Source organism: Embleya sp. NBC_00896 (assembly GCF_045207785.1).
Taxonomy (GTDB): domain Bacteria; phylum Actinomycetota; class Actinomycetes; order Streptomycetales; family Streptomycetaceae; genus Embleya.
On sequence record NZ_CP108776.1, the window covers coordinates 6,672,334 to 6,697,475 of the forward strand.

The following is a 25,142-nucleotide window of genomic DNA, read 5'->3' on the forward strand; positions in this document are numbered from 1 at the left end:
CACCTGGTGACCATCTCCTGAACCGGCGAAACCGCATGGCCGTCCCCCGTGATGTCAGCCGCTTGCCCTGCATGATGCCCGCCCGCAATCCGCGCAAGCCTCACCCACTCACCCGGGCACCACGACGCGTGTCAACGAACCAGGCGGCGCCTCCGGCCACTTCGCCGGACCGGACGGTCCCCACCGACAATCGCCGCGTCGAGCCGCGGAGACTCCGCGCCGCACTGGCACACGACCTGGTGCGGATGCCGTCCACGGTGGGGGCGGTGCAGACCAGGCGGATCGGGTTCGAGCAGCCGGAGAGCCGCCGGCGCCCCGCTGCCCCCACGGCCGGGCACAGTCATGCACCGCGCGACACAACTCCGACGCCCACGCCCCCGCCCTCGGCCAACCCCTGTGCCCGGGCTGCTACGACTACCGGGCGGCGGCGCTCTTCAACGCCCACGCGTCCAACCTGCGGCACCGCGCCACCGTCGCCACCCGACGCGCCATCGCCAAGCAACTCGCCCTGAAAGAGCAGTAGTTCCGGCGGCACTACCGGTTCTCGTACGCCAAGGCGGCGGAGTACCAGCGACGCGGCCCGGCCCACTTCCACGCGGTCCTACGGCTGGACGCGATCGACGACGCGGGCGACCCGATACCGCCCCCGCCCATGCTGACCGCCGATTTCCTCGCCGACACCTTCCAACGCGCGGCCCACTCGGTCTCCGTCCCCGTCCCCGTCCGCCGCGCGACGTCCGGCCGTTCCTGACCCTGCGCTGGGGCGAGCACCAGCCCGGCGTTTCGACACGCGGGGGGTTACCCGAGGGAGTCGAAGTCGTGCCGGGGAGGGACCCAGCGTTGACCGGCGTATCCGGCGATGGCGTCCGTCAGCGCGACCCACCTCTCGTACGTCGTCGGCCCGATGGCGCAGAACGGGTGCCGCTCGTCGCCACCCACGGCGAAGGTCAGTGTCGGAGGTCGCCGGAAGCCCGCCAGCCGTATCTTCCGGGGGCGCCTGGCAGCGTCCGCGAGCCGGAGGTGGATGGCGTGGAATCTCGTCCGCCCGTACCGGATGGGAACGATCGTGACGCGCCGGATCTCGTGCCAAGGGAACTCCTGGTGGCCATCGGCGTCGGTCGCCGCGATGTGTTCCGGGCCCACGTACAGGTCCCAGCCGAACCGATTCAGGTCCGGTTCTTCCACGAGGCCGAGCAGCACCGCCGCCCTGCGGGGCAAGACCTGGGCGGGGCCGAACATCTCGCGAACCGGCCAGGACATGGCCAACGGATCGTCTTCACGCCCGGAGCGCGTCGCCACCGTCGTCGTACGCGATGGCGGCTTCGTGACCGTGGTGGCGGCGTAGTCGAACACTTCGTCGACCTCGGGGTGATGTGCCCCCAGGCGCCGGAGGCGTTCGCGGACGTGCCGGGCGGACTCGGGCCGCCGTGCGGGGTCGCGATCCAGGAGCGCGGCGACCAGTGCCGTCAGGGTGGGAGGCAGGTCCGGGCGGATCGTGCCGAGTCGAGGCGCGTCCTCGTCCAGCTTGCGCCGCATGATCGCCAGGCCGTTGTGACCGGTGAATGGGGGACGGCCGGTGAGCATGGCGAAGAGCACCGAGCCGAGCGCGTACAGGTCCGAGCGCTCGTCGCCGCGCTCGGTGAGGAATTGTTCCGGCGCGCCGTACTCCGCGGTGCCGGCGGGAGCCAACTGGGACGTTCCCGCGAGGGAGAACGCCGTCTGGACGAACCCGGCGATCCCGAAGTCGACGACCTTGACCCGCCCGTGCGGTGTGAGCATCACGTTGTGCGGCTTGATGTCGTAGTGCACGACACCGGCCTGGTGCGCGGCGACGAGTGCCGCGCAGATCCCGTCGGCGATCGTCAGCGCGCGGCCGGGGTCGATCGGGTCTGCGTCCTGGATGATTCGGGTGAGTGTGGCGCCGTCGACCTTTTCCATGACGAGGAACAGGATGTTCTCGTGCGTGCCGCGGTCGTACAGGGCGACGACGTTCGGGTGGTTGATCCGGGCTGCGGCGACCGCCTCGCGTTCGAAGCGTTTGGGCAGGTCCGGGAACGTCCCGTCGTCGAGGACGAGCAGCTTGACCGCCACGTCGCGGCGCAAGTTGCGGTCGCGTGCCGCCCACACCTCGCCCATCCCGCCGCGGCCGAGCCGCCCGACCAGCTCGTACCGGCCCGCGATCGTCTCGCCTCGTTCCACACGTCACCCCCGTCGACGCCGACACGCCCGTGCCGTGCGGCCAGGCTACGCTTTACCGCTCCGGCAGCGCAGACCGCGAGCGCGGTGATCTCCAGGCCGGCGTGGTGATCGACCAACTGCATTCCCGCGCGTGGCTCACCAGCGAGCAGGTCATGGCGGCACGGCACTCGTGCGACTTTGCCGGGGACGAGTGGATGATGTCGGCGACTATCGTGTCCCGGCGAGCGTCCGGCCGCGGCTGCGCGTCTCCCTTGGGGACGTCGAACTCCTCGCGGGCGTCGAGTATTTCCCCTCCGGCCAAGCGAGACCTGCTGGATTTCCCCGCCGGTGGTGCCTTCGCTCCGCCCCGCGTAGATGTTGCTACCAGGCCTCTTGAAGTCGGCTGTGGTGGCCTGCTCAGATTAGGGCAGCCAACTACCGATGAGCTGTATAGGCCGCTGCGCCTGGCCTGGATACCACGCGAAAGCCGGCCGGCCCTTTCGGCCACTCGCCCACGCGGATCACCGAGCCGAGTCGCGTCGACCCGGCCCCGCGCGCAGCAATCGGACCGCCTCGTCCAAGGCCGGCAGGTCGTCGAACGTGTCCGCGTCCGACCGGACGACCTCACCCAACCAACGTACCGCAGCGCCCGGTTCGCCCAAGGGTGCGTCCAACCATGCCGCGCCGACTCCACCCCGTAAGGCACTCAGTACCACGATCAGGCGATGGGTCGACCCGACGTCGAGGGTGTCGCGCACGGCGTCGGCGGCCCGGATCAACTCGGCCGCCGCCGTGAACGCGCGCCCGATGTCGACGGCGCAGCGTCGGCCATCCATATACACCCCGCCCCAGGGCAGTTGGACGAACAACGCGAGCGGCCCGTACACCAAGTGGTAGTTCAACGCGTACGAGTTGACGCCGTGTCCCGCGTGCGAGACCGCGAAGTAGTCGGGCACCGCCTCGGCGACCGCCTCGATCGGATACCGCTCGAACATGTACATGTCGAACGCCCGCATGCCTCGTGTGGCGAACAACCACCGGTCACGCGGGGCGAGTTGGTTCCGCAGCGCATCGGGAACGGGCGGAATCGCCAAGCCGGCACCGGCAAACGTGGATTCCATGTCATTCATGACCTCATCCTGCCGCCCGGGCCGCCGCGGATTCGTGTGTTCGCCAACGAGCTGCCCGTGCGGTCCCGGGTTCAGCCGACTCGGAGCCCGGCGGTGGTGGTCGGAGCGGCCGAGTCCGCCCAGGCGGTGATCCCTGGGCGGACCACCGGCGCTCCAATCGGTCAGCTTCCGATCCGTGGAACAACGGGGTTGCCGGGGGAAGGATGCCGTCGACCGCAGTGCACTGCTGGATTTGCTGATCTTGCGGCCGTCGACGGTGAGGTACTCGTGGACCAGGATGTCGGTGGGCACCCGGAGTCCCGCCGACAGCAGCATCGCCGGCCAGTAGACGGCGTGGAATCGGAGCACGCCCTTGCCCGTCAGGTGAATCCGTTTGCCGCTGTGTGTCCACCACTGGTCGAAGGCCGATCGGAAGTGCCGTAGCCCAGGCTGGTCACGTAGTTGCCGAGTGCGTCCCACCACACGTAGACGACCTGGTCGGGGTCCCCGGGAACGGGGATGCCTCAGCCGCAGGTCCGGCTTTGGGAGCGGGAGATGGATAAGTCGTGCAGGCCACCGGCGATTAGGCCGAGGACCTCGTTGCGGCGGGAGACAGGTTCGATCCGCAGCTGATTGCTGGAGATCACTCCCAGCAGGACATCGGCATAGCGGGAGAGCCTGGGACCTGCTCATTGCCTCCGCTTCGCCCGCTTGGCGTCGCGGAGCAGCACCACGGGCGCAGGTACGCATGCGCGCCGAGCCCGGAACGTGCTGCTCGGCCGGATTCACATCCCGATGATCACGGGGTGTGTCCAACACGTCGGCTAGGGTCGTCGGATCTGTGTTCGAGGCGACTCGGGGGGCGGCTTTCATGGTCGAGGCGGTACCGGACGGTGGCGGCGGGTTCGAGGTCACCGTGGAGCACTTGCGCAAGACGGTGGACCCATTGATCGCGACGCTTCAGGTGGCGGATCGCATCTGGAAGGACGACGGCCAGATCGCGGCGGGCGTCGAGCGGTGCGGGTCCGACCCGGTGACGAACGGGGTACGGCGCTTCGTCCACGACTGGGGCCACGCCATGGGTGTGGTGGTGAAACAAGGCTCGGCCATTGCCGCGGCGCTCCAACAGGTCGTGGCCAACTACGAGTTGGCGGAGTTGCAGGCGCAGCAAGGTCTGGTGCCCGTGCCGGTCGGGGCGGTCGAGCGGATTTCCCGGGACGCCGGCCCCACCGGTCCACAGAACCCGCTCGCGCCGAACCCGCCGGCGACACCACCCGCCGCAACCGAGCCGCCGGCGCCGAAATAGGAACAGGGACGGTCTCCCATGGGCAAGAACCACATTCCCGAATGCCCGGTCGCCACGGAACTGATACCGGGTGACGTGAGCGTCCTGGAGACGCTGGCCGACGCGCTGGCTTCCTACTCCGCCTCGTCCGCGGACGCGTCCGGCCGGATGGGACCGCTGGCCAGGATTGAGGAGTGGGGCGGTCCCGCGGCCGAGGGTTTCGTCGAGCAGATGGTCGATCTGCCCAAGACCCTGGACAAGGCGGTTCGCCACTTCACCGATGCCGCCGACGCGTTACGCGGGTACGCGGGGGCGTTACGGCAGGCCCAGGCGGATGTCGCGCAGCGGGTGATTCCCGAGGCGAACGCGGCGCGGGCCTGGTCGGCGCAGTGGCAGCTCGAACGGGATGCGGTCCGCGACGGTGCCGTGGGCCTCTCACCCCCGGACAAGGACCTGGGCAAGGAGCGGCTGCGAGACGCCGAGGACGAACTCGGACGGATCCGTGGCCGGCTCAAGGACGCGCAGCACGATTTCACGGAGCGCATCGACAGGGGCATCCAGGCCGCGCCCTCCGGCGGCGACCCGATCACCACCGCGCTCACCAGCTTCGGCGGCGGCGTCAAGGACGGCGTGACGGGCCTGATGGACACCGCGCAAATGCTCAATCCGGGCCGCGCGTACGCGGATCCGGTCGGCTACTTCACCGATCTCCAGCGGATAGCCGGCGGCTTCCAACGGGTGGTCACCGATCCGGCGGGCTTCGCGAAGGACTTCGTCGACTGGGACGAGTGGCGCAAGAATCCCGCCAGGGCGCTCGGCTTGGCCGTGCCCGACCTCACGCTGTCGTTGTTGACGGGGGGAGCAGGCAAGGGCGCCAAGCTCCTGGAACCGGACCTGCCCAAAACCCCCGACCCGGTGGACATCACCAAGAAGGGGCGTCCCTGCGACACCCGCGAATCGTGCAGCGATCCGGTCGACCCCGTCACCGGCGAGGTGTCCCTGAGCGCGACCGACGTGCACCTGCCTGGAGTGCTGCCCCTCCTGCTCACGCGAAGGCACGGATCGACGTATCGCGCAGGCCGCCTCTTCGGCAGGTCCTGGGCGTCCACGCTGGACCAGCACGTCGAACTCGAAGCGTCCGAAGCGGTGTTCCACGCTGCTGACGGCGTGATCCTGCGGTACCCGTTATCCGAGCCGGGACGGCCGATTCTCCCCTACACCGGCTCCCGGTGGCCGATGGCCCGAGATGCCGAACCCGACGGCGTGATCGTCATCGCGCAACCCCGACTCGGCTCCGCCCTCACCTTCCGGGCCATCCATCCGGACTCGACGCGCTTCGTCCTGGAATCCGTGGTCGATCGCAACGGCAACGCAATCGCGGTCGACTACGACGATTACGGCACCCTGATCGGTGTCCGCCACAGCGGTGGTTATCACATCGCGGTCGACACGGAGGCCGACCGCATCGTCGGACTGCGCCTGCTCGACGCCCATCCCAAGACGCACGCGGTTTCCCCGGGCGACGAGTTGGTCCTTGCCCGCTTCACCTACAACGGCACGGGTGACCTGTCAGGGGTGATCGATTCGTCGGGCGACCCTCACTGTTTCACCTACGACGACGAACACCGGATGACGTCGTGGAGCGACCGCAACGGCACGGCCTACCACTACCTGTACGACGACGCCGGACGCTGCGTCAGGACCCGGGGTCCCCAAGGCATCCTGGATGCCTCGTTCCACTACGACGACGCACGTCGCACGACCCGGTACACCAACTCCCTCGGCCATACGACGGAGTTCGAGTACAACGAGGCGTTCCAGGTCGTACGCATCACCGACCCGCTCGACCACACGGTCCGCAGGACGTGGGACCGGCGACACCAACTCCGTTCCTTCACCGACCAACTGGGGCGACGGACGTGTTACGCGTACGACCACATGGGCAACGTCGTGGAGCGAGTGCTTCCGGACGGGAAGAGGACCACCGCCGAGTACGACGCACTGTGTCTGCCGATCCGGTTCTTGGGCTCCGACGACACCACGTGGTCCTACACGTATTCGCCCGAGGGACGGCCGCTGACGGCAGCTGATCCGGCGGGCGGTGTCACGAGCTATACCGTCGACGAGCGCGGGAACGTGAACACCGTCGTGGACGCGCTGGGCGGGACGACCGAGGTGGTCCGGGACGCCGCAGGTCTGCCGGTGGAAACCGTCGATCCGTCGGGGGCGGTCACCAGATACGAACGCGATGCGCTGGGCCGCATCGTCAGGACCATCACACCCGACGGTGCGGTGACCGTCAGGCGTTGGAGCGTCGAGGGCAGGCCGATCCAACAGCTGCTTCCGGATGGCAGCAGCCGAGCCTGGACGTGGGACGGCGAGGGCAATCCGGTCGAGTACCGCGACCCGATGGCCGGACTCACGAGGTACACCGTGACCCACTTCGATCTTCCGGCCTCGCGGACCGAACCCGACGGCGCCCGTTACGAGTTCGCCTACGACAGCGAATTGCACCTGGTCGAGGTCGTGAACCCGCAAGGACGCACCTGGTCGTACGAGTACGACCCTCTGGGGCGCCTCATTGCCGAGACGGACTTCAACGGACGCGAGCTCACCTACCGCTACGATCCCGCCGGACAACTGGCGCTGCGCAGCAACGGCGCGGCCGAGCCGGTTTCCTACGTCCGCGACCTCCAGGGTCGCGTCCTCGCGCAACGCCACGAGGAGACCGGCAGGGAAACGACGTTCGCCTACGACGACGCCGGCCGCCTGGTGCGTGCGACGAACCCCGACGTCGATCTGGTGCTGACCCGCGATCCGGTCGGTCGGATAACGGCGGAGTCGACCAATGGGCGCACCTTGACGACCGAATTCGACGCGGTGGGACGGCGGGTGTGGCGTGGGTTCCCCTCGGGGCGAGTGAGCGAGTGGACCTATGATCTCGCGGGGAGACCCACCTCGTTGCGAAGTGCCGGACTCGATCTCGACTTTACGCACGACGGCATGGGTCGCGAGGTCGACCGACGCTTCGGCGAGGACGTGCGATTTACGCGGGAATGGAACCTTCGGAGCCAACTCGCCGCTCAGGTCACGACGGTCGGTGCGACTCAGTCGACCCTTCAGGCGGCGCTCGAGCCGAACCTCGCTCCCCGTACGGCGCACCGCCGTTCATACGAATACCGTGCCGACGGCCACATCGCCGCGATCCACGACAGCCACACGGGGAGCACGGCCTTCGACATGGACCCGGTCGGGCGGATCACTGCCGTCCGAGGCGGGGACTGGAACGAGCGTTACGCCTACGACATCGCGGGCAATCAGACATTCGGTCGATGGCCGACGGATGAGCCGGACTCGCAAGGAAGCCGCGAGGTCTGCGGTTCTTTGATCCGCCGAAGCGGTCGCATGCGATACGTCCACGACGATCAGGGCCGCCTGGTCGGTCGATCGCGTAAAACCCTCTCGGGCAAGGGGTATTCCTGGGTCTACCGATGGGACGCCGACGACCGACTGACGGACGTCACGGCCCCCGACGGCACGCAATGGCGGTACATCTACGACCCCTTGGGCCGTCGTGTCGCCAAGCACCGGCTGACGCACGACACGGACGTGTGCTCGACGACAGTGTTCGTGTGGGACCGGACACGGATCGTGGAGCAGCGTGTCGACGCCGTGGACACCTCGTGGGACTACCACCCGGTCACGGGGTTTCCCACCGCGCAATCCATATCCGGCGAAGCAGCAGGCGGCATCGCGGAGCGCTCCTTCGTGATCGTCACGGACCCCGTGGGCACGCCCACCGAACTCGTCGACGAGACCGGCAGTGCGGTCTGGCGGGCACAGGAATCGATCTGGGGCTCACCCGGCGCCGCTCCCTCCGAGGAGGGCCGGGAGTACTGCCCGATCGGATTCGCCGGACAGTATCGCGACACAGAATCGGGCCTGCGTTACAACTACTTTCGCTACTACTCTCCCGAAGATTCGACCTACATCAGCCCCGACCCACTCGGGCTGACCCCCGCGCCGCATGAACGCAGATATGTCGCGAACCCGCTGACCTGGAGTGACCCGCTCGGCCTGGCGGCGTGTGAAGTGGGAGGTCCGGAAAACCACATCGAAGTGAAACCGGGCCGCGGCGACGCCTTGTTCCCGTCGGAAAGCGATGCCTTCGACGAAGTACTGCGCAGATTCGGAGTGTCCGACGTGTCCACCGTCGAACGCATTCCGACCTGGGGAAACAATCCGAACCTGCCGGGGCCCCGAGGAGAGCCGTGGGAAGTGATCCGAGCCCTGGATGATTCAGGGAACCTGGTGGAGTTCCACCACCACGCCAACGGACATCTTTTCGACGAGGACGGGCAATGGTCACTCCCGCATTACCACGGCCCCAACGGGGAGCATATATTCTATGGAGACATGAATTCCACCTATGGAAACCAGGGGAGGCCGTAACGTGGTCGACGGGACGCTGTGGGAGAGCTGTGCCTGGGGTGCCTTCCAGCGAAACCCGGGCAGCGCGGGCAGCGCGGCGGCTACGGCGGCCGAGTGGGGGATCGCGGGAGTCCGTGCGGATGTCGGAGCACTGTGGCTCGCGTGCGACAGGAACCGGGACGGCGAATTCTGGGAGAGGTTCTCGGTCGGCGCCGAAAGTGCGGGTTTCGGACTTTGCATCTGGAAGGGCCGACTGGTCGCCGACCTCGACGGTGCAGAGGAAACCACATCCGCAGGGCTGCGGCGGTCGTCCCGCGTCGCGCTCCACTCGATTCCCGCGCGCCGCGCCATGGAGTTCTCGACAAGCTGTACCGGGTCTCCCGCTGCGCAATTCCCCACGCTTCGTCCGATGGACTTCGGGCGATCATCCGGGATCGCTGCCGCGCTGGCCGTGCCCGAATACTCGAAGCCCGATCTGTGGCCCCTCGCGGCCGGGCTCATGGAATCCCACTATCGGCTCAGCTTCGACGTCGAGAACACGCGCACGCTGGAGCAGGCGCGCGCCGAGATCGTGGGCGCATACGTGAATCTGGTGGTCGAGTTCGGCATGGCGCCGATTGTCTCTTTGAATGGTCATCCGTATTCCGGGTTCGCAGTCTTCGGCGAAGCACGGGTCCTCGACGCCGTCGCCGAGGGACTGACCGCCGGAGCGGCGACGGAATTCGACGGGAATGCGAACATTCGTCGCGCCTTCGCGCTGGGCGGGGCGTTCGCGTATGTGTAGACGGCCCGAGGAGTCGCCGCCGGGCGAACTTCGGGGCGGCAGCCCTCTCGGTACGGGTCGCCGGGAAACGTGCCGGCGCCGGGTGTCGCCGTGGACGCCATCGAGGAACCTCTCGCCGGTGCGGATGGAGACGGCGCAACGAGCCGCCCGGCGAATCGGTTGCGACCGCATCATCGCGACCACCCGGCCCGGCTTCGCGACCTGTTCAAACCGCTCTACACCGCTGCGGTCGCGGGCGGTTCGATGATGGGGTTCGGGGCGGAGCGGCGGTCGTGTGACCACACTGCGACCACGACGCCCGAAACGCGGAAAAGGCCGCCATCTCGTTTCTGAGAAGACGGCTTCCGGCCTGCGTAAACAATGGTAAGGACGACAGGATTTGAACCTGCGGCCCCTTGGCTCCCAATGCTTGGGTGTGCATTTCGATCGGATTCGTGTGTTTCTGTGCATGGCGTGTGGTCCCCACGGTCCCCAAGCCAGACAGGTGCGGCAGTCATGCGATCTGTCAGCGTGTAGCCGACGCCGGCATCGTGGCCGTTCGGAGGCTCGACGGTTCTGATTCGGTGTCGCCGTTCGTTGCCGGAGTCGCCAATCCGGCAGACCGGGCCAGGAAATGCCCGTGATCTTGGCCAACGGACCTGGTCACCGACCACCCACCTGCGGGCGATCCTGTGGCTGCCTCGGCTGCTCGGGCCGATAGCCGCTTTTTCGGTTCTTCCTGGGTCAGCCGTGGACCGGGACGAGGAGGATTGGGGACTGCGCGTGGTGGAGCACCGTATGGGTGACGCGGCCGAGGTTGGGGCCGAAGCGACCGGTGTTGCGGTGGGCGGCGAGCACGACCAGGTCGGCCTCGGCGCTCGCGGTGATCAGGGCGTGTGCGGGAGTGTCGAGGACGACGTCCTCGGTGACGGTGACGTACGGGTACCTCTCGCGGAGCGGCTTGAGCGCGGTGGTCAAGGTGGTCTGTGCCGCGGTCCGCCAGTCGTCCATGACCCACGCGGCCGGGGCATAGCCGATGCCGCCGGCCATCATCGCGGGGTAGCGCCACGCGTGGATGGCGCGCAGGGGCAGGTGTCGGGCCTGGGCCTGGGCGAACGCGGCCTCCACGGCGGGGGCGCAGTCGTCTTCGGAGACGCCGATCACGACCGACTTCGGGGTGCGGTCGGCGGCGGTGTCGTGGTCGGGGTGGACGACCAGGAGAGGGCACCGGGCAGTCGCCGAGACGGGGAGGCTGACCGACCCCATCAGGAGGCCGGCGAAGCCGCCCATCCCTCGACTGCCGACGACCAGGAGCGCGGCGCGATCGCTCGCGGCCTCCAGCGCGTCGATGGCGTTGGCGAGTTCGACCGTGGCGAGCACCTGCAGGTCGCCGTGGCGGGCGCGGGCGCGGGCGACGCCCCGGTCGACGATGGCGCGGGCGTTCTCGCGCAGTTGTTGACCGAAGCGGTCGTTGGCGCCGCTGACTTCGACCCATTCCAGCGCGTGCAGTACTTCGAGGGTGGTGTGTCGGCGCACGGCTTCGTCCGCGGCCAGGTCCACGGCGCGTTCGGCGCCGGGCGAGCCGTCGCATCCGACGACGACGTGCCCGCGAACCGGAGACGGATGGGAGGGCGATCCGGTGGAGGTCGATGCCTGGTTCATGGCGAATCCCTTTCGGACGGTGATCGACGGCCGGACGCCGGCCCGTGCTTCGGGTGCCCGGGCAGGCGTGCGCTCAGTCGTGGTCGGCAGATCCCTCGTCGTGCGGGGTCGGGACGATCACGAGCGGGCAGTGGGCGTGATGGATCAGCCCTTGGCTGACCGAGCCCAGCAGCAGGCCCGTGAAGCCGCCTCGACCGCGGGTGCCGACGACCAGGCACAGGGCGTGCTCGGCGGCCTCGCGCAGGACCTCGACCGGGTGTCCGGCAGCGACCTCGCGGCGCACCGGCACGGTCGGGTACTTCTCGGTCCAACCGGCGAGGGTCTCGGCGAGCCGGAGTCTGCCCTCCTGCATCTCCTCGCGCATCCGCAGCCCGGCGAGCAGTCCGCCGGAGAGTTGGCGGACGTTGACGGCCACGATCGTGGCGCCGCGGCGGGCGGCCTCGTCGAAGGCGTACTCCACGGCCGGCTCGGAGCGCCGTGCTCCGTCCACCGCGACCACGATGGTCGGAGGCTCGCTGCTCGTGTGCTCGGGTTCACGGACGATGACGACCGGGCACGTCGCGTGCGCGGTGATCGGTACCGCGATGCCGCCGGTGGTCAGCAACTCGGTCGCCGCGGACAGTCGGCGCGAGCCGAGTACGACCATCGCCGCGTCCCGCGAGTGCTCGCGCAGGGCCGCCACGGGCGTTCCGTCGGCCAGGACCGTGTCCGTGGTCAGCCGGGGGTGGCGGGCCGCGACGAGGTCACGGGCATCGTCGAGCGCGCGGACGCCGGCGTCGCGGAACCGTCCGCTCCAGGTCTGCCGGTGCGGGTTCACCTCGGGGTCGCGGTCGGCGCCGACCGGCCAGTCGAGCGCGTGCACCAGGCGCAGCGGCAGGCCCCGGCGGGCCGCCTCGTCGGCCGCCCAGACCACGGCCAGTCGACCCGCGTCGGTGTGTTCGACTCCCACGACGATCGGCGTTGTTTCCTCGTGCGCGGTCACGGTCGACTCCTTCTTTCGAGGCCGATCGCCTGTCGGCCTGTGCTACGAACACTGCTCGTTGCCGGTGTGGCTCGGACAGGGCCGTTCGACCCGGGCGGGGGACCGGTCGGCCCTGTCTCGCTCCGGTGATCGGCGGGAGGCCGGCGGCGGGTGGCGCGGACGCGCCTTGGCGACCCGGCGAGCGCGAACGGGGCGCCGTGCCCGGGACCCGTGATGTGCAGGGCGTGTGTGCCGCGTTCGCGGATCACCCGGTTCAGGTGCGCGTGGATCAGGTTCAGCCCCGGCGAGGGATACGAATTGCCCTCGTGCCTCGGGAGCCAGGACGGAGGCGAACGGCCCTGGGCGACGAGCGGGGCAGCTCTGCCGGCGGAGCTCTACCCGAGCCCGTACGGCGCCACGCGCCCCTGCCCCGTCGCCGTCGTCCCCCGCGCGCATGGGAGCCGAGGCTGAAACGAACGACCGGCCGTCAGTCCGGCGTGGACTAATCCGTTTCCGGGGCGGTGGGTACGACGACCGGACACAGCGCGTGCTCCGCGGCCTTGACCAACGTCCGCACGGGATGTCCGACGCCGACCTCTCGGTGGACGGGCACGTTGGGGGTACTTCTCGGTCCAGCCAGCCAGCCAGCGAGCGTCTCGGCCGGCCGGATTCCGGTCGAATCCTCACCGCCGAGTCGTCGCGACGGGCGGTCCGGTCCCCGCGCCTGCTCCGTCGGTGGTCGTCGTGTCGGCCCCGGGGGCGGCCGGCTGGAGTGTCTCCGTCACAGGGCGGCGAGGGGTGGGGGCTCCCGGAGGCCCGTATCCCATCCGCAGCACCATCTGGACGTGGCCGGGACCGGTCTGCGGATCACGCAGGTTCGCGCGGGTGTCGGGCCATTCCACGGCCTGGTGCAGGACCGACACGCGCAGGCCGTGGACGGTCGCCAACAACCATGCCCGCTCCATGGCCTGGCCTGCGCGCAGCCAGTCCTCCGGGCGATCGAAGTGGGTGGTGAGGGTTGCCACCTGGGGTAGCGCCTCGAAGCGCTGTGTCGAGGCGGGAGGCGTGGGCGGGTGTCCGGTGAAGGCGCGGACCGGTACCCGGGCGTCGTGGTCCTGGGGGCCCAGGGCCTCGCGGGGGATGCCGTCGGCCGCGGGTTCCTCCAGGCGCAGCCACTCGCGTGTCTCCGCCTGCCGCGCGAGGTCCGCGGCTGTTCGTCGTTCGGCCTCGGCCGTCAGGTTCAGGACACGGCGCGCGTCGGCCTCCTCCAGCACGGCCAGCACCACGCCCTCCGCGTCGGCGGCGGCGATGAGTTCACCGACGATGCGCTCCGGGACGTCGCGGTTGGCGAACGGCAGGCGACTGGAGTGCCGTCCGGCGATCGCCGGGTACAGGTCCGGGCCGTACGGATGTGAGGTCTGGGCGAATCGACTCAGGTCGAGCACGGCAGCCGGCAGCGGATCGGCGTCGTGCGGCAGCAGTGTCAGCAAGGGGTCCCGGCCCAGCCGTACGGCGGCGACGCGCAGGTTGAACACGACCGCGCCCACGGAGATGTACATGGCCCTGCCGTCGGGGTCGGTGAGCGGGACCGCACGTGTCCTGTCGGTGTACACCGCGATTCCCCGGCCGTCGATCGTGGGTCGGAAGAACCACGGCTGGCTGTTGTGGAGCGAGGGTGCCGCACCACCTGCGGCGGCCAGATACCGCAGGTCGGCGGGATTCAGCGATGCGTTGGTCATGTCGATCTCTCCCTACGGCCCATCGATGCGGCCGAATACGGAGGACGGGTGGGTCGGGGGGAGGAGGGGACGCTGTCGCGGTGGTAGCCGTCGGGCCGCGCCTTCGGGGCGGAAACGGCGGCCGTCGCATGCACGGATGTACGATCGCTCATCTCGGCTCCTGCCGATGGCTCGCGCGGCCCGATCGGGGCCGACGCCGGATGTGATCAGTCTCGGGTCTCCGACTTCGAAACCACAGGGCCGGATGCCCCGGGAGGACCAGGGCCGTGAGTCCCACGTCCGGCTTCGCCGGGCGCCAACCGGTCGTCCGCGCGCCGCGCGCCGCGCGCAGCGTGGCCTCGCTTCGGTCCTCGCCCCCCCGCGCGATGGATCCGCGGACTCGATGTGAGGCACGGTGTTCGGCCCGGCGCGCTCCATCCGAGGTAATGAAGAGGCCGACTGGGCTAGCAGTTGGACCTGTCAGTATTTATCCGGCCTAGAGTCCATATGCACAGTGGACGTGATTACCACATCGGCGTAGGGAGTTCGACGGATGACGGATGGCGGTGGTGCCGCGGCGGTCATCGACGAGGACGGCTTGGACGCGCTGATCGTGAATCTCGCCGCGCGGGGTCGCACGGTCGTCGGGCCCACCGTGCGGGACGGGGCGATCGTGCTCGCCGAGATCTCCTCCGGCTCGGAGCTCCCTGCGGGCTGGGGTGTCGATCTGGAGGCCGGCCGCTATCGGCTGTCCGCCCGCGAGGATCGCGCCGTTTTCGCGCACAGTGCGGGCCCGCAGTCCTGGAAGACGTTCCTGCACCCACCTCGGGTACGGGAATGGGCCGCCGATCGTGGCGCCGACGGTGTGATGGTGGTGACGGCGGAAGCAGCCCCTCCACCGTCGTACGCGTTCCTGGGGGTACGTCCCTGCGATCTGCGGGCCATCGCGATCCAGGACCGCGTACTGTCCGGGGGACGGCACGCGGATTCGACCTACCGTGGGCGCCGGGAACGGGCGTTCCTGGTGGCGGTGGAGTGCACCGACCCGGGAGCCACGTGTTTCTGCGTGTCCATGGGGACCGGGCCCGCGGTGGGGCCCGGCTACGATCTGGCGCTGACCGAGGTGCTCGACGACGAAGGCCATCGTTTCCTCGTGCGTGCCGGCAGCGAGGAAGGAAGCGCGGTGCTGGCCGAATTGCCGCGCCGTCCGGCCGATGTCGCCACCCGAACCGCCGCCCGCGAGCGCGTCGCCGACGCGGCGGATCGGATGGGGCGTTCCATGCCGTTGGTGGACCTCCAGACGTTGATGCGGGACACACTGGACGCCAAGCGCTGGGACGACGTCGCGTCGCGCTGCCTGACCTGCGGCAACTGCACCATGGTCTGCCCGACTTGTTTCTGCACCACCACCGAGGACGTCACCGACCTCACCGGCGACCACGCCGAGCGGTGGCATCGCTGGGAATCCTGCTTCGACCGGGACTTCACCCACCTGGCAGGGGCAGGCCCGGTCCGCGACTCGCCGCACAGCCGATATCGACAGTGGGCCACCCACAAACTCGGCACCTGGTTCGACCAGTTCGGCAGTTCCGGCTGCGTCGGCTGCGGACGTTGCATCGTCTGGTGCCCGGTCGGCATCGACATCACCGAGGAGGCTCACGCGCTGAACCGCGAACGGGAGTCCACCCGCCGGGAAACGCCGCGCGGAGAGTCGCCGTGACCGTCCTTCGCCACGGCTTTCTCGGGGCCCTGGGGGCAGGTCCGCGCGACCGGCTGATCGCGCTCGCCCGTGACGTCTCCTTCCCCGGTGCCACCCGTGTCTTCGAAGAGCACGGCCCGGCGGATCGATTCTGGGTCGTCCGCTCCGGACTGGTCGCGCTCGACATCCACGTCCCGGGTCGACGCGATGCCGTCGTGGAGACCCTCGGCGAAGGCGAACTACTGGGATGGTCCTGGCTGTTCGAGCCGTACCGCTGGCACCTGGGCGCACGTACCCGCGGCGCCGTCGTCGCGTACGAGTTCGACGCGCGCGAGGTTCGTGCCATGTGCGACGACGATCCCACGTTCGGACTCGCGGTCAACCACTGCGTCGCCCAGGTGATCGCCCGGCGACTCAAGGCGACTCGTCTTCGTCTGCTCGACCTCTACGGGCGCCCCGACGCCGAGAACATCCAGGGAACGGCATGACGACCCCGGAGGTGGGGGCGGCGACAGCGACCGTGCCACTCCCGTATCGGGTGGTGGAACGCCGGGTCGAAACGCCCGAAACGGCAACGATCACATTGGCACCCGCTCGGTCGCCCCTGGCGCCCTTCGTACCGGGGCAGTTCGCGATGGTCTACGCCTTCGGCGTCGGCGACATCCCCCTGTCGGTCTGTGGAATGGACGGACAACTTCTCCAGCACACCGTGCGCACCGTCGGGGCCGTCTCCGGCGCGCTCCACGGAGTACGCGTCGGCGACACCCTTGGGATACGCGGCCCCTTCGGCACCGGGTGGGAGTTGCCCGCCCCGACCGGCGGCGATCTGCTGGTCGTGGCCGGGGGGATCGGCATGGCCCCCCTGCGGCCGCTCGTGGTCGACGCAATCGCCGCACCCGACCGGTACGGACGCTTGAATCTCCTGATCGGGGCACGTACACCCGGCGACGTGCTGTACGTCGACCAGGCACGTACGTGGCAGGACACCGCTTGCGTCCTGACCACCGTGGACTTCCCCGACCCACGTTGGCAGGGCGACGTGGGACTGGTCACCACCCTGGTCGACCGGGCCGCATTCGATCCGCGCACCGTGGCGGCGTTCATCTGCGGCCCCGAGCCGATGATCCGCGCAACCGCACACGACCTCGTGCACCGCGGCGTCGACCCGGACCGGATCCAAGTCTCCCTCGAACGCACCATGCACTGCGGGAGCGGACTCTGCGGGCACTGCCAACTCGGCCCGCTCCTGCTGTGCCGCGACGGTCCCGTCATCACCTGGACCCGTGCGCAGCCCCTCCTCATGATCCGAGAGTTGTGACATGCCCGCCGATGCCCACCGGCGCCCGAGGCTGGCGGTGTGGAAGTTCGCCTCCTGCGACGGCTGCCAGCTCACCCTGCTCGACTGCGAGGACGAACTCCTCGGCATCGCCGAGGAGTGGGAGATCTCGCACTTCCTGGAGGCATCCAGCGCGCCCGCGCCCGGCCCCTACGACCTGTCCCTGGTCGAGGGCTCGGTGACCACCCCGGAGGACGTCGACCGAATCCACCGGATCCGCGCCGATTCCCGGCGCCTGGTGACCATCGGCGCCTGCGCGACGGCCGGCGGCGTCCAGGCCCTGCGCAACTACGCGGACGTCGCCGAGTTCACCTCGGTGGTCTACGCCCGACCGGACTACATCGCGACACTCGCCACCTCGACCCCCATCAGCGCCCATGTTCCAGTCGACTTCGAACTGCGCGGCTGCCCCATCGACCGGGGCCAACTCATCGAGGTCATCACCGCCTTCCTCGCCGGACGCAAACCCGACGTACCCGCGCACAGCGTGTGCTTCGAGTGCAAACGGCGCGGCACCGTCTGTGTGACCGTGGCTCGTGGCACTCCTTGCCTCGGCCCGGTCACCCACGCCGGTTGCGGGGCCCTCTGCCCCACCTTCGGCCGTGGCTGCTACGGCTGCTTCGGTCCATCCGACTCGACCAACTTCACCGCCTTCGTCCCTCTCCTGCGGCGCGACGGAATGGACACTCTCGATATCGTGCGGGTTCTGCGCACCTTCAACACGGCCGCCGAGGAGTTCGACACGGCCTCACGGAAGGAGGTGGACGAGTGACCGGGCCCGCATCACGGACGCTGAAAGTCGAGGCGCTCGGCCGCGTCGAAGGAGAGACCGCGCTGCACCTGCGCATCGACGGCGACAAGGTCGTCCAGGCCCGATTGGCGATCTACGAACCCCCGCGCTTCTTCGAGGCGTTCCTACGGGGACGCGCCCACACGGAACCGCCCGACCTCACGTCCCGAGTGTGCGGGATCTGCCCGGTCGCCTATCAGCTGAGTGCCTGCCGCGCGATCGAGGACGCCTGTGGGGTGGTCGTGGGTGGACAGGTGGCCAGGCTGCGCCGCCTGCTCTATTGCGGTGAGTGGATCGAGAGCCAGACCTTGCACGTCCACCTTCTCCACGCGCCCGATTTCTTCGGCTGCGGCAGCGTCGTCGAACTCGCCCGCTTTCGACCCGCCGACGTCGAGCGCGGCCTTCGACTCAAGCAGGCCGGCAACGCGATCCTCGAACTGCTCGGCGGTCGAGCGATCCATCCGGTCAATGTCCGCCTCGGCGGCTTCCATCGTGTCCCGACCGCCGCCGAACTGCGCCCGCTGACGGAACAGCTGCTGCGCGCCCGCGACGATGCGGCGCACACGGTGCGCTGGGTGGCGGGCTTCGACTTCCCCGACGCCGTGTGCGACCACGACCTGCTCGCCCTGGCCGAAACGGACACCTACGCCATCGAGTCCGGCACGCCAACCGTCATGACGGTAGGCGGTCCCCACCATTCAGCCCCGGGAATCGACCGCGCCTTCTCCACCCGAAGCTTCGCGGTCAGTGAATTCGGCAGCCACGTCGTCGAACACCAAGTGCCTTACTCCACCGGCCTCCACTCCCGGCTGGACGGACGCCGCCACCTGACCGGTTCGCTGGCGCGCTTTGCCATCAGCGGGAGACACCTCTCCCCGATCGCCCGTCAAGCCGCCCAGGAGGCCGGACTCGGCGACCCCCTACAGGGCGCGGTCTGCCTCAACCCTTTCCGAAGCATCATCGTTCGCGCCGTCGAAGTGCTCTACGCGGTCGACGAGGCGTTGCGCATCATCGACGCGTACGAACCTGCGGCGAACCCGTACGTCGACGTGCCGCCGCGGCACGGCGTCGGCCACGGAGCCACCGAGGCGCCGCGCGGCCTGCTCTATCATCGCTACTCCCTGGATACGCGGGGAACCGTCACCGACGCGACCCTGGTGCCGCCCACGGCACAGAATCAGGGTGCGATCGAAGAGGACCTGCGCCGCATCGTGCAGGAGCGATTGCGAGACGGTGACGCCACGGACGCCGAGTTGACAGGACTGTGCGAACGGGCGATCCGCAATCACGATCCCTGTATTTCTTGCTCGACACACTTCCTCGACCTCACCGTCGAGCGAACCGGCGACGCCCCTCGACACCCTGCGGGCCGGCCTCGGCCCCGGCCCCGGCCCCGGGGAGGCGACCCGTCGAGCGGTGAGGCCGCGCGCACATCGACATAGGCGTGGAGGACAAGACGTGCTCGGGCAGGCCGATCGCCCCTGCGGACCGAGGCGAACGGCCCTTCGGCTCGTCGCTTGCCGGGTGTGATGATGAAGGGGGACGGGTCTTTGCCTTCGGGGCCGTCCTTGTCTCGGGATCGCATCGGTGCCGCATGGGCGCCGACGCTAGGTCGAGGGTTTCCAAGGAGGTCGTCTGATGTATGACGAGACGGCAGGGACCGTACGACCCGACGCGAACCGGGTGTCCGCGAACGCGCGGGCCAGACGCCGCGAGCTCGGCTTGTCCGTCGCTGATGTCGCCGAAAAATCCGGGCTTCCACTCGCGTGGGTCGAGAGCCTGGAGGAGGGAACCGCTCCCCTGTCGAGGAGTGCCTTGGCGCATCTCGCGGCGACACTCGACACGACCATCGAGCACCTGATGTCCCCCGGTGACGCGGTGGGGCGGCCGGGGCTCGCAGGCGCTACCGTGCCGGGAAGCGAACCGGGTCCGGCCCTTCGTGAACTCGTGGAGATGGGCGAGGAGGAATGCCGCGCGAGGTTGGTCCTGCACGAGGTCGGCCGGTTGTCGCCGGGAGCCGCTGCGGAGCCGTTCGTGCTTCCTGTCAACTATCTCCTGGATGGGCAGGACATCGTGTTCAGGACTGCCGAGGGCTCGACCTTGTCCTACGTCGAGGGGCAGGTGGCCTTCGAGGTGGACGACATGGTGCGTGAGGCCCGCTTCGCCTGGAGTGTGCTGGTGATCGGAGATGTGGAGCGCGTCATCGACCGCAGGGACGTCGCCCGGCTGTCGGAGGCCGATCTCCAGCCTTGGCCCGACGGGACTCGGGACGTGTGGCTCCGCATTCGGCCGCAACGGATCACCGGACGCCGGGTCCGCCCCCGGCCGGGTCTACCTGGGTAGCTGCCACCAGAGCCGAACCTTGACGGGCTCACCCCGTGAGCTTGCTCGATACGCCATGGCACTTTCCATCCGGGTCGCGCTGCCCAGGGAGGAGGGCTGTGCGGCCCCGGGGGTGCCAGGCACGTGCCGTTCGGCCTTGGGACTGCGTCGCCGATCACGCGGCACCGTCGAGAGGTGACCGCGCGTTCGTCCCGAATGTCAGAGCGTGAACGTGTGGCGATCGCCCGGCCGCACGGTCGTCAGGGAGCCGCGGAAACCGACGCGGATCGGGAATTGGGCGCCGCCCGATCGTAGGGCCACGGTCATCTCCTTCCGGGTCACGGTGACGACCACACCCCAGTGGCCGCGATAGCGCAGTTCGAGGTCCAGGTGGTCGAGAGGTTCGGGTAGGTGCGGGTCGAGCCAGAGCGCGTCCTCACGGGTCTCCAGTCCCGTGTAGCAGCGCTGGAGCAAATCCACGGTGCCGGCCATGGCTCCCAGGTGGATGCCTTCCGCGGTGGTTCCGCCCTGAACGTCGTGGAGGTCGCCTACGAGCGCGTCGCGGAAGAACCGCCAGGAGGTCCGACGGTTGGAACGGGCCAGAACCCAGGCGTGCACGACCGAGCTGAGTGTCGAGCCGTGGACGGTCCGCGGCAGGTAGTAGGCGATCGTCCGATGCAACAGCTCGTGTCCGGTGCGGTACCCGAGTCGGCGCAGGAGGTCGCGCACCTCGCGCGCGGAGAACAGGTAGTAGAGCATCAGGACGTCGGCCTGCTTGGATGCCTTGTAGCGGTTGACGGTGTCGCCCTCGGCCTCCAGGATCCGGTCGAGTCGGCGGATGCTCGGGTAGCGCCGGCGATAGGCATTCCAGTCGAGTTCCTCCAGCCGCTCGTAGCCCGCGAACTGGCTCGGCACTCCGTCGTGGAAGGGCACGAACAGCTTGCGATGGACCTCCTGCCAACGGTCGAGTTCGCCGCCGTCGAGGTCGAGGCGTTCCACGAGTTCGTCCCGCCTGTATCCGGGGAGGACGTCGAGCGAGTCGAGAGCGCGGGCGATCGTCCAGGAGGCGAGCACATTGGTGTACGTGTTGTCGTCGATGCCGGGCCGTTCGCACCACGGATAGGCATCGTGGTACTCGTCCGGTCCCATGATCCCCCGAATACCGAATCGGCCGGATGTCTGGTCCCAGGTGGCGGTATCGGACCAAAATCGTGCGATCTCCAGCAGCATCTCCGCACCCGCCGAGGCCAGGAAGTCGAGATCCCCGGTCGCCTGGTAGTACTGCCAGACGTTGTACGCGACGGCGAGGCCGACGTGGCGTTGCAGGTGGGTGCGATCCGGCAGCCAGCGGCCGGACAACGGGTTGAGGTGGGTACGCGGGGCCTGTTCGGTACCGTCGCTCGCGCTCTGCCACGGATACATCGCGCCGCGACGGCCCGCGTCGCGCGCGGCCTCTCGTGCCGCGTTCAGGCGTCGGTAGCGGTAACGAAGCACGCCGCGGCTCAGCTCCGGCAGGCGGAGGTTCAGGCTTTGCAGGATGAACAGTTCGTCCCAGAAGATGTGGCCGCGGTACGCCTCCCCGTGCCAGCCGCGGGCGGGCATGCCGACGTCCAGGTCGACGGTGTGCTCGGAGTATGTCTGGAGCAGGTGAAAAAGGTGGAGGTGCACGGTGCCGGCCACGTCGGCGAAACCCACTTCCGCATGGGAACGGCGCCACAATTCGTCCCAGCGTGTGGCGTGCGCGCGGAGTAGGCTCTCGAAGCCGTCCGCCCGAGCGGCCAGCCGCCTGACGGCGCGCAACGGGTCGTCTACCGCGGGAAGGCGCGATGTGCTGATGGCCACGATCTTCTCGACGGTGATCGGCCGACCGGCCGTGGCCTCCACGGCGATGCTTTGGGCGACTCGGCCGTCCCGCGTTTCGTGAGCCCAAGGCGTCGAGACGCGGGTGCGGTCCCGAAGGCGTGTCCTGGCCGCCACGGCCACGTGCAGGGGCGAACCGGTGGCACGGACTTGCAGCCACAGCAGCTCGTCACCGTCACCGCCTTGGCCTGCGGGGACCAGATGGCGATCGGTCAGACCGTGATAGCGCGCCACCCCCGAGTTGGTCACGGTGCCGTCCAAGGCGGAACGGATCTCGATGCGACCCGTCCAGTTCTGTGGTGTCAGGACCGTTTCGAGGGCCGCCAGTTGCGGTTGGGCGAGGCTGGCGAAGCGCCGTTGAAGAACTTGGGTGCGTCGGCCCCGGCCGTCGACGATCAGCGTTTGCCGGGACAGGACGCCGTGTCGGAGGTCCAGGTCGAGCCGATGCGATGCGATCGAGTTCGTCGGGTCCGCACCGAACCACGCCTCGCTGTCCGAGATGCGGAACGTCAACGGCAACCAGTTGGGGCAGTTGATCAGGTCCTCGTTCTCCACATCGTGCCCGTCGAGGACGGATGTGGCCCGGTTGTAGCAGCCGGCCAGATAGGTGCCCGGGTAGTGCACCCCGTCGGCACGGGATTCCGGGGAGGCACCCCTCGTCACGAGATATCCGTTACCGACCGCGCACAAGGCCTCGCGCCGACCCTCGTCGACGGGATCGAAGCCCTCGAAAGTCAACACCCACGGGTCGGCCCGAGCGGACCGGCGCGGTTGTCGTCCGCCGGCCCGCGCCCGGGCGCGGGATTCGCCGTCCATGAGACCTCCCTCGCCGATCGGTGCGGCTGTTCGGGCTATCCGACCTTCGCCGGGACAGGGGACGACCGCCGTCCGTCCCGGCTCGGGGCCGAAGCGGTCACGTAGCGCCGACGAACCGTCCAGGGGAGGGGACGCCGGTTTCGCTGCCGAAGCTCGGCCACGCCCTGAAGCAGGCCGCAGCCGAGGAGGACGCGCGCATGGTCGGCCTCGACCAGGCGCCGCGGGCGGACTCAATCGGGAAGCATCCCCGGGTGTCTGCGGCTCGGCGCGGCATCGGGGACGCGATGCAGGTTCACGAAAACTCCGAGCAGGTCGTGGTCGGTGAGCACGCCAACCGGACGCTGCTCGGCGTCGACGACGAGGACCGCGTCCATTGCGTGCCGCAGCATGTGTTCGCCGGCGTCCAGCGCATCGGCGTCGGATGCCACGAAGGGCCGCTCGGGCCCCGCGATCCGGCCCGCGGTGCGGCGTTTGAGCCCCAACGGATCGAGCGCCCACAGGGCGGCGAGGTCACGGTCACTGATCAGGCCGACGGCGCGGCCTCCGTCCACGACGGCGAGATGGTGCAGGTTGGCCGCGAACATGGCGTCCATCGCGGTCCACAGGGTGTCGTCGACGGTCACCGCCACGATCGGCGCGTGCATCACCTCGCGAACAAGGGGGATACGGGTGTGCTGCCGCTGTGCCTGCCTGGATTCGTCCACGGTGACCGGCTCCTGTGCATCGATGTCGCGGGAGAGGACTCGACTCGATCGTGGCGCGGAGGACGTGTCCTTCGACGGCGATCGGGTCTTCGGAGAGCCCCGGTCGTTCGCGACCCCGCCGAGCCCCCGACTCGTCGCCCCTGCGCCACCTCCGGGCTTCATCGATCACATCTGGTCCGGCGTCGACCAGCCGGTGTTCGGGCGGGCACTTCGCCGCGTCGTGGATGTGCCCATGCCCCCGATGTCGCGCTCGGCGACGTCCACCAACTGCCGACCGAGGTCACACATGGCCCTGCCCGCCGCCAACTCGTCACCGATCTCCGGAACATCCGCGTCCTCAGGGCTCCGGTGCGCGGCCCCGTGCCCGATGAGTTCGGTGGTGCCGGTGTTCAGTACCACGCGGGCCTTGGTCGTTCCCTCCTCCTCGAAGAGATAGAGGCGAACCTTCCATTCCACGGTATGGGACATCGCTTTCCTCCTCATCTCGGTACGGACCGTTGTGGTCCGGATGCGCTCTGCGAATGAATGACAGATTTGCGGCCGCGGCCAAGACCTCGTCTTCCATCCTGGGCCGGATCTCGCCGGTCAGCGCGGTCAGTCGGCGAGAGAGAACGGGATGACGGCGATGTCGGGGCGGGTGTAGAAGCGGGTGACCCTGGACCTCCGCCCCGCCGATCAGGCGTAGGCGAGCAGACCCCGCCGGGATGGAACGGGGGAACCCGACCCATCCCGGCGCGCGTATGTGTCGATCGGGCTCCAATACGGACCAGTTCGTCCACGGCGTACTCGTCGAGGCCACCGCCGGCAACGATCCGTACGTCCGGCAACCGGGCGGCGTCGAGGATGGAGCGCGCCCGTACTGCCAGGGCGCCGAGGTCACCGCTGTCCAGCCGGATCGCCGAGCCGGGCCCGCGGTCCAGGTCCCGCAGCACGCGCGCCGCGATGCGGACACCTGCCTCCGTGCAGCGGCCGTGCCTCGTGCCGGTTTCCGCGCCTACCCCAGCGTCCGCGTGCGCCGCAGGAAGATCTGGGGTACTCCTCGAATGAGAATCGGCCGCGCTCGGCGCTCGGCGCGGATGCTCACACAGCAAGTACCTCTCACGGTCGCCTGCACGGCCAACGGCCACGGCCACGGCCACGGCCACGGCCACTGCCAACGACACAGGAACGCCGGCAGTCCGGACAGGCGGACCCGCTCACCGTCATTCACGCTTCTACGAGACGGAGGCAGTCACCATGGAGTCAGCCATCACCGTGGGCCCCGACGGCTCACCCGAAAGCCGTGCCGCTGTCCGTTGGGCCGCCGACGAAGCCGAGCGACGCAAGCACCGTCCCGCCCTGGCGCCACATCCGGGTCCCGTGGCCACCGCCGCCATCCCGCACTCGCGCCGCCCCGTCGTCGGCGTCCCCCATGACTGAGCCGAGCCACCGCGGCGAGCCGGTGGTGTCAGGACATCAGGCCGACGCGTCCGTGCTCCGGACCGGCACCGGTTTCGATGTCCCGCCGC

The 25,142-nt window shown here is 69.2% G+C and carries 19 protein-coding genes and 3 pseudogenes; 10 read left to right on the top strand and 12 right to left on the bottom strand.

Annotated elements, in window-relative coordinates:
• The first annotated feature begins 67 nt into the window (after positions 1–67).
• A pseudogene (locus tag OG928_RS29745) lies at positions 68–751 on the top strand (replication initiator).
• A 47-nt stretch (positions 752–798) separates the two neighbouring features.
• Here OG928_RS29745 and OG928_RS29750 read toward each other — a convergent pair.
• The 4 genes and pseudogenes from OG928_RS29750 to OG928_RS29765 all read right to left on the bottom strand — a co-directional run bounded on the left by OG928_RS29750 (position 799) and on the right by OG928_RS29765 (position 3,772).
• Positions 799–2,199: a serine/threonine-protein kinase gene (locus OG928_RS29750; RefSeq protein WP_406289420.1), complete on the bottom strand. Its 1,401-nt coding sequence runs from the start codon at positions 2,197–2,199 to the stop codon at positions 799–801.
• A gap of 500 nt (positions 2,200–2,699) precedes the next feature.
• Positions 2,700–3,308, bottom strand: a complete 609-nt coding sequence (locus tag OG928_RS29755; protein WP_406291340.1) for a hypothetical protein — start codon at positions 3,306–3,308, stop codon at positions 2,700–2,702.
• 282 nt (positions 3,309–3,590) lie between these two features.
• Positions 3,591–3,656, bottom strand: a pseudogene (locus OG928_RS29760) (hypothetical protein); the annotation flags it as partial.
• A gap of 11 nt (positions 3,657–3,667) precedes the next feature.
• Positions 3,668–3,772, bottom strand: a complete 105-nt coding sequence (locus OG928_RS29765; RefSeq protein ID WP_406289422.1) for a hypothetical protein — start codon at positions 3,770–3,772, stop codon at positions 3,668–3,670.
• A 386-nt stretch (positions 3,773–4,158) separates the two neighbouring features.
• Here OG928_RS29765 and OG928_RS29770 point away from each other — a divergent pair, with 386 nt between their 5' ends.
• From OG928_RS29770 to OG928_RS29780, 3 genes are read left to right on the top strand one after another with little or no spacing between them, the layout of a single operon-like run.
• Positions 4,159–4,593, top strand: a complete 435-nt coding sequence (locus tag OG928_RS29770) for a hypothetical protein (RefSeq protein WP_406289424.1) — start codon at positions 4,159–4,161, stop codon at positions 4,591–4,593.
• A gap of 18 nt (positions 4,594–4,611) precedes the next feature.
• A complete protein-coding gene (locus tag OG928_RS29775; protein ID WP_406289425.1) occupies positions 4,612–9,024 on the top strand; it encodes a DUF6531 domain-containing protein in 4,413 nt (1,470 codons plus the stop codon).
• A 1-nt stretch (position 9,025) separates the two neighbouring features.
• Positions 9,026–9,787, top strand: coding sequence for a hypothetical protein (locus tag OG928_RS29780; protein WP_406289427.1), 762 nt, complete (start codon positions 9,026–9,028; stop codon positions 9,785–9,787).
• Between the two features lie 723 nt (positions 9,788–10,510).
• Here OG928_RS29780 and OG928_RS29785 read toward each other — a convergent pair.
• From OG928_RS29785 to OG928_RS29800, 4 genes are all read right to left on the bottom strand, one after another.
• Positions 10,511–11,428: a universal stress protein gene (locus OG928_RS29785; RefSeq protein WP_406289429.1), complete on the bottom strand. Its 918-nt coding sequence runs from the start codon at positions 11,426–11,428 to the stop codon at positions 10,511–10,513.
• A 73-nt stretch (positions 11,429–11,501) separates the two neighbouring features.
• Positions 11,502–12,410, bottom strand: coding sequence for a universal stress protein (locus tag OG928_RS29790; RefSeq protein WP_406289431.1), 909 nt, complete (start codon positions 12,408–12,410; stop codon positions 11,502–11,504).
• Entirely contained in the window at positions 12,407–12,688 is a 282-nt protein-coding gene (locus OG928_RS29795) for a hypothetical protein (protein WP_406291288.1), read from the bottom strand. The genes OG928_RS29790 and OG928_RS29795 overlap by 4 nt, the downstream gene beginning before the upstream one ends.
• A 384-nt stretch (positions 12,689–13,072) precedes the next feature.
• A complete protein-coding gene (locus OG928_RS29800) occupies positions 13,073–14,128 on the bottom strand; it encodes an Acg family FMN-binding oxidoreductase (RefSeq protein ID WP_406289434.1) in 1,056 nt (351 codons plus the stop codon).
• Between the two features lie 532 nt (positions 14,129–14,660).
• Between OG928_RS29800 and OG928_RS29805 the strand changes: the two genes are divergently transcribed.
• The 6 genes from OG928_RS29805 to OG928_RS29830 all read left to right on the top strand — a co-directional run bounded on the left by OG928_RS29805 (position 14,661) and on the right by OG928_RS29830 (position 20,275).
• The gene (locus OG928_RS29805) at positions 14,661–15,827 is read left to right on the top strand and encodes a 4Fe-4S dicluster domain-containing protein (protein WP_406289436.1); all 1,167 of its coding nucleotides are present in this window, start codon (positions 14,661–14,663) and stop codon (positions 15,825–15,827) included.
• On the top strand, positions 15,824–16,294 hold the full coding sequence (locus tag OG928_RS29810; RefSeq protein ID WP_406289439.1) for a cyclic nucleotide-binding domain-containing protein: 471 nt from the start codon (positions 15,824–15,826) through the stop codon (positions 16,292–16,294). Before OG928_RS29805 ends, OG928_RS29810 begins: the two co-directional genes overlap by 4 nt.
• A complete protein-coding gene (locus OG928_RS29815) occupies positions 16,291–17,124 on the top strand; it encodes an FAD/NAD(P)-binding protein (protein ID WP_406289442.1) in 834 nt (277 codons plus the stop codon). The genes OG928_RS29810 and OG928_RS29815 overlap by 4 nt, the downstream gene beginning before the upstream one ends.
• A gap of 1 nt (position 17,125) precedes the next feature.
• A complete protein-coding gene (locus OG928_RS29820) occupies positions 17,126–17,914 on the top strand; it encodes an oxidoreductase (RefSeq protein ID WP_406289444.1) in 789 nt (262 codons plus the stop codon).
• Complete coding sequence (locus OG928_RS29825; protein WP_406289447.1) at positions 17,911–19,374, top strand: Ni/Fe hydrogenase subunit alpha; 1,464 nt, start codon at positions 17,911–17,913, stop codon at positions 19,372–19,374. Before OG928_RS29820 ends, OG928_RS29825 begins: the two co-directional genes overlap by 4 nt.
• A gap of 196 nt (positions 19,375–19,570) precedes the next feature.
• A complete protein-coding gene (locus OG928_RS29830; protein ID WP_406289449.1) occupies positions 19,571–20,275 on the top strand; it encodes a helix-turn-helix domain-containing protein in 705 nt (234 codons plus the stop codon).
• 198 nt (positions 20,276–20,473) lie between these two features.
• On the opposite strand, the gene OG928_RS29835 is transcribed toward OG928_RS29830, so the two are convergent.
• From OG928_RS29835 to OG928_RS29850, 4 genes and pseudogenes are all read right to left on the bottom strand, one after another.
• The gene (locus tag OG928_RS29835; protein ID WP_406289451.1) at positions 20,474–22,930 is read right to left on the bottom strand and encodes a glycoside hydrolase family 65 protein; all 2,457 of its coding nucleotides are present in this window, start codon (positions 22,928–22,930) and stop codon (positions 20,474–20,476) included.
• Positions 22,931–23,160: 230 nt separating this feature from the next.
• On the bottom strand, positions 23,161–23,634 hold the full coding sequence (locus OG928_RS29840; protein ID WP_406289453.1) for a CBS domain-containing protein: 474 nt from the start codon (positions 23,632–23,634) through the stop codon (positions 23,161–23,163).
• A gap of 165 nt (positions 23,635–23,799) precedes the next feature.
• Positions 23,800–24,102, bottom strand: a complete 303-nt coding sequence (locus OG928_RS29845; RefSeq protein WP_406289455.1) for a DUF1876 domain-containing protein — start codon at positions 24,100–24,102, stop codon at positions 23,800–23,802.
• 267 nt (positions 24,103–24,369) lie between these two features.
• Positions 24,370–24,596: pseudogene (locus OG928_RS29850) on the bottom strand (nicotinate phosphoribosyltransferase); the annotation flags it as partial.
• Positions 24,597–25,142 lie beyond the last annotated feature (546 nt).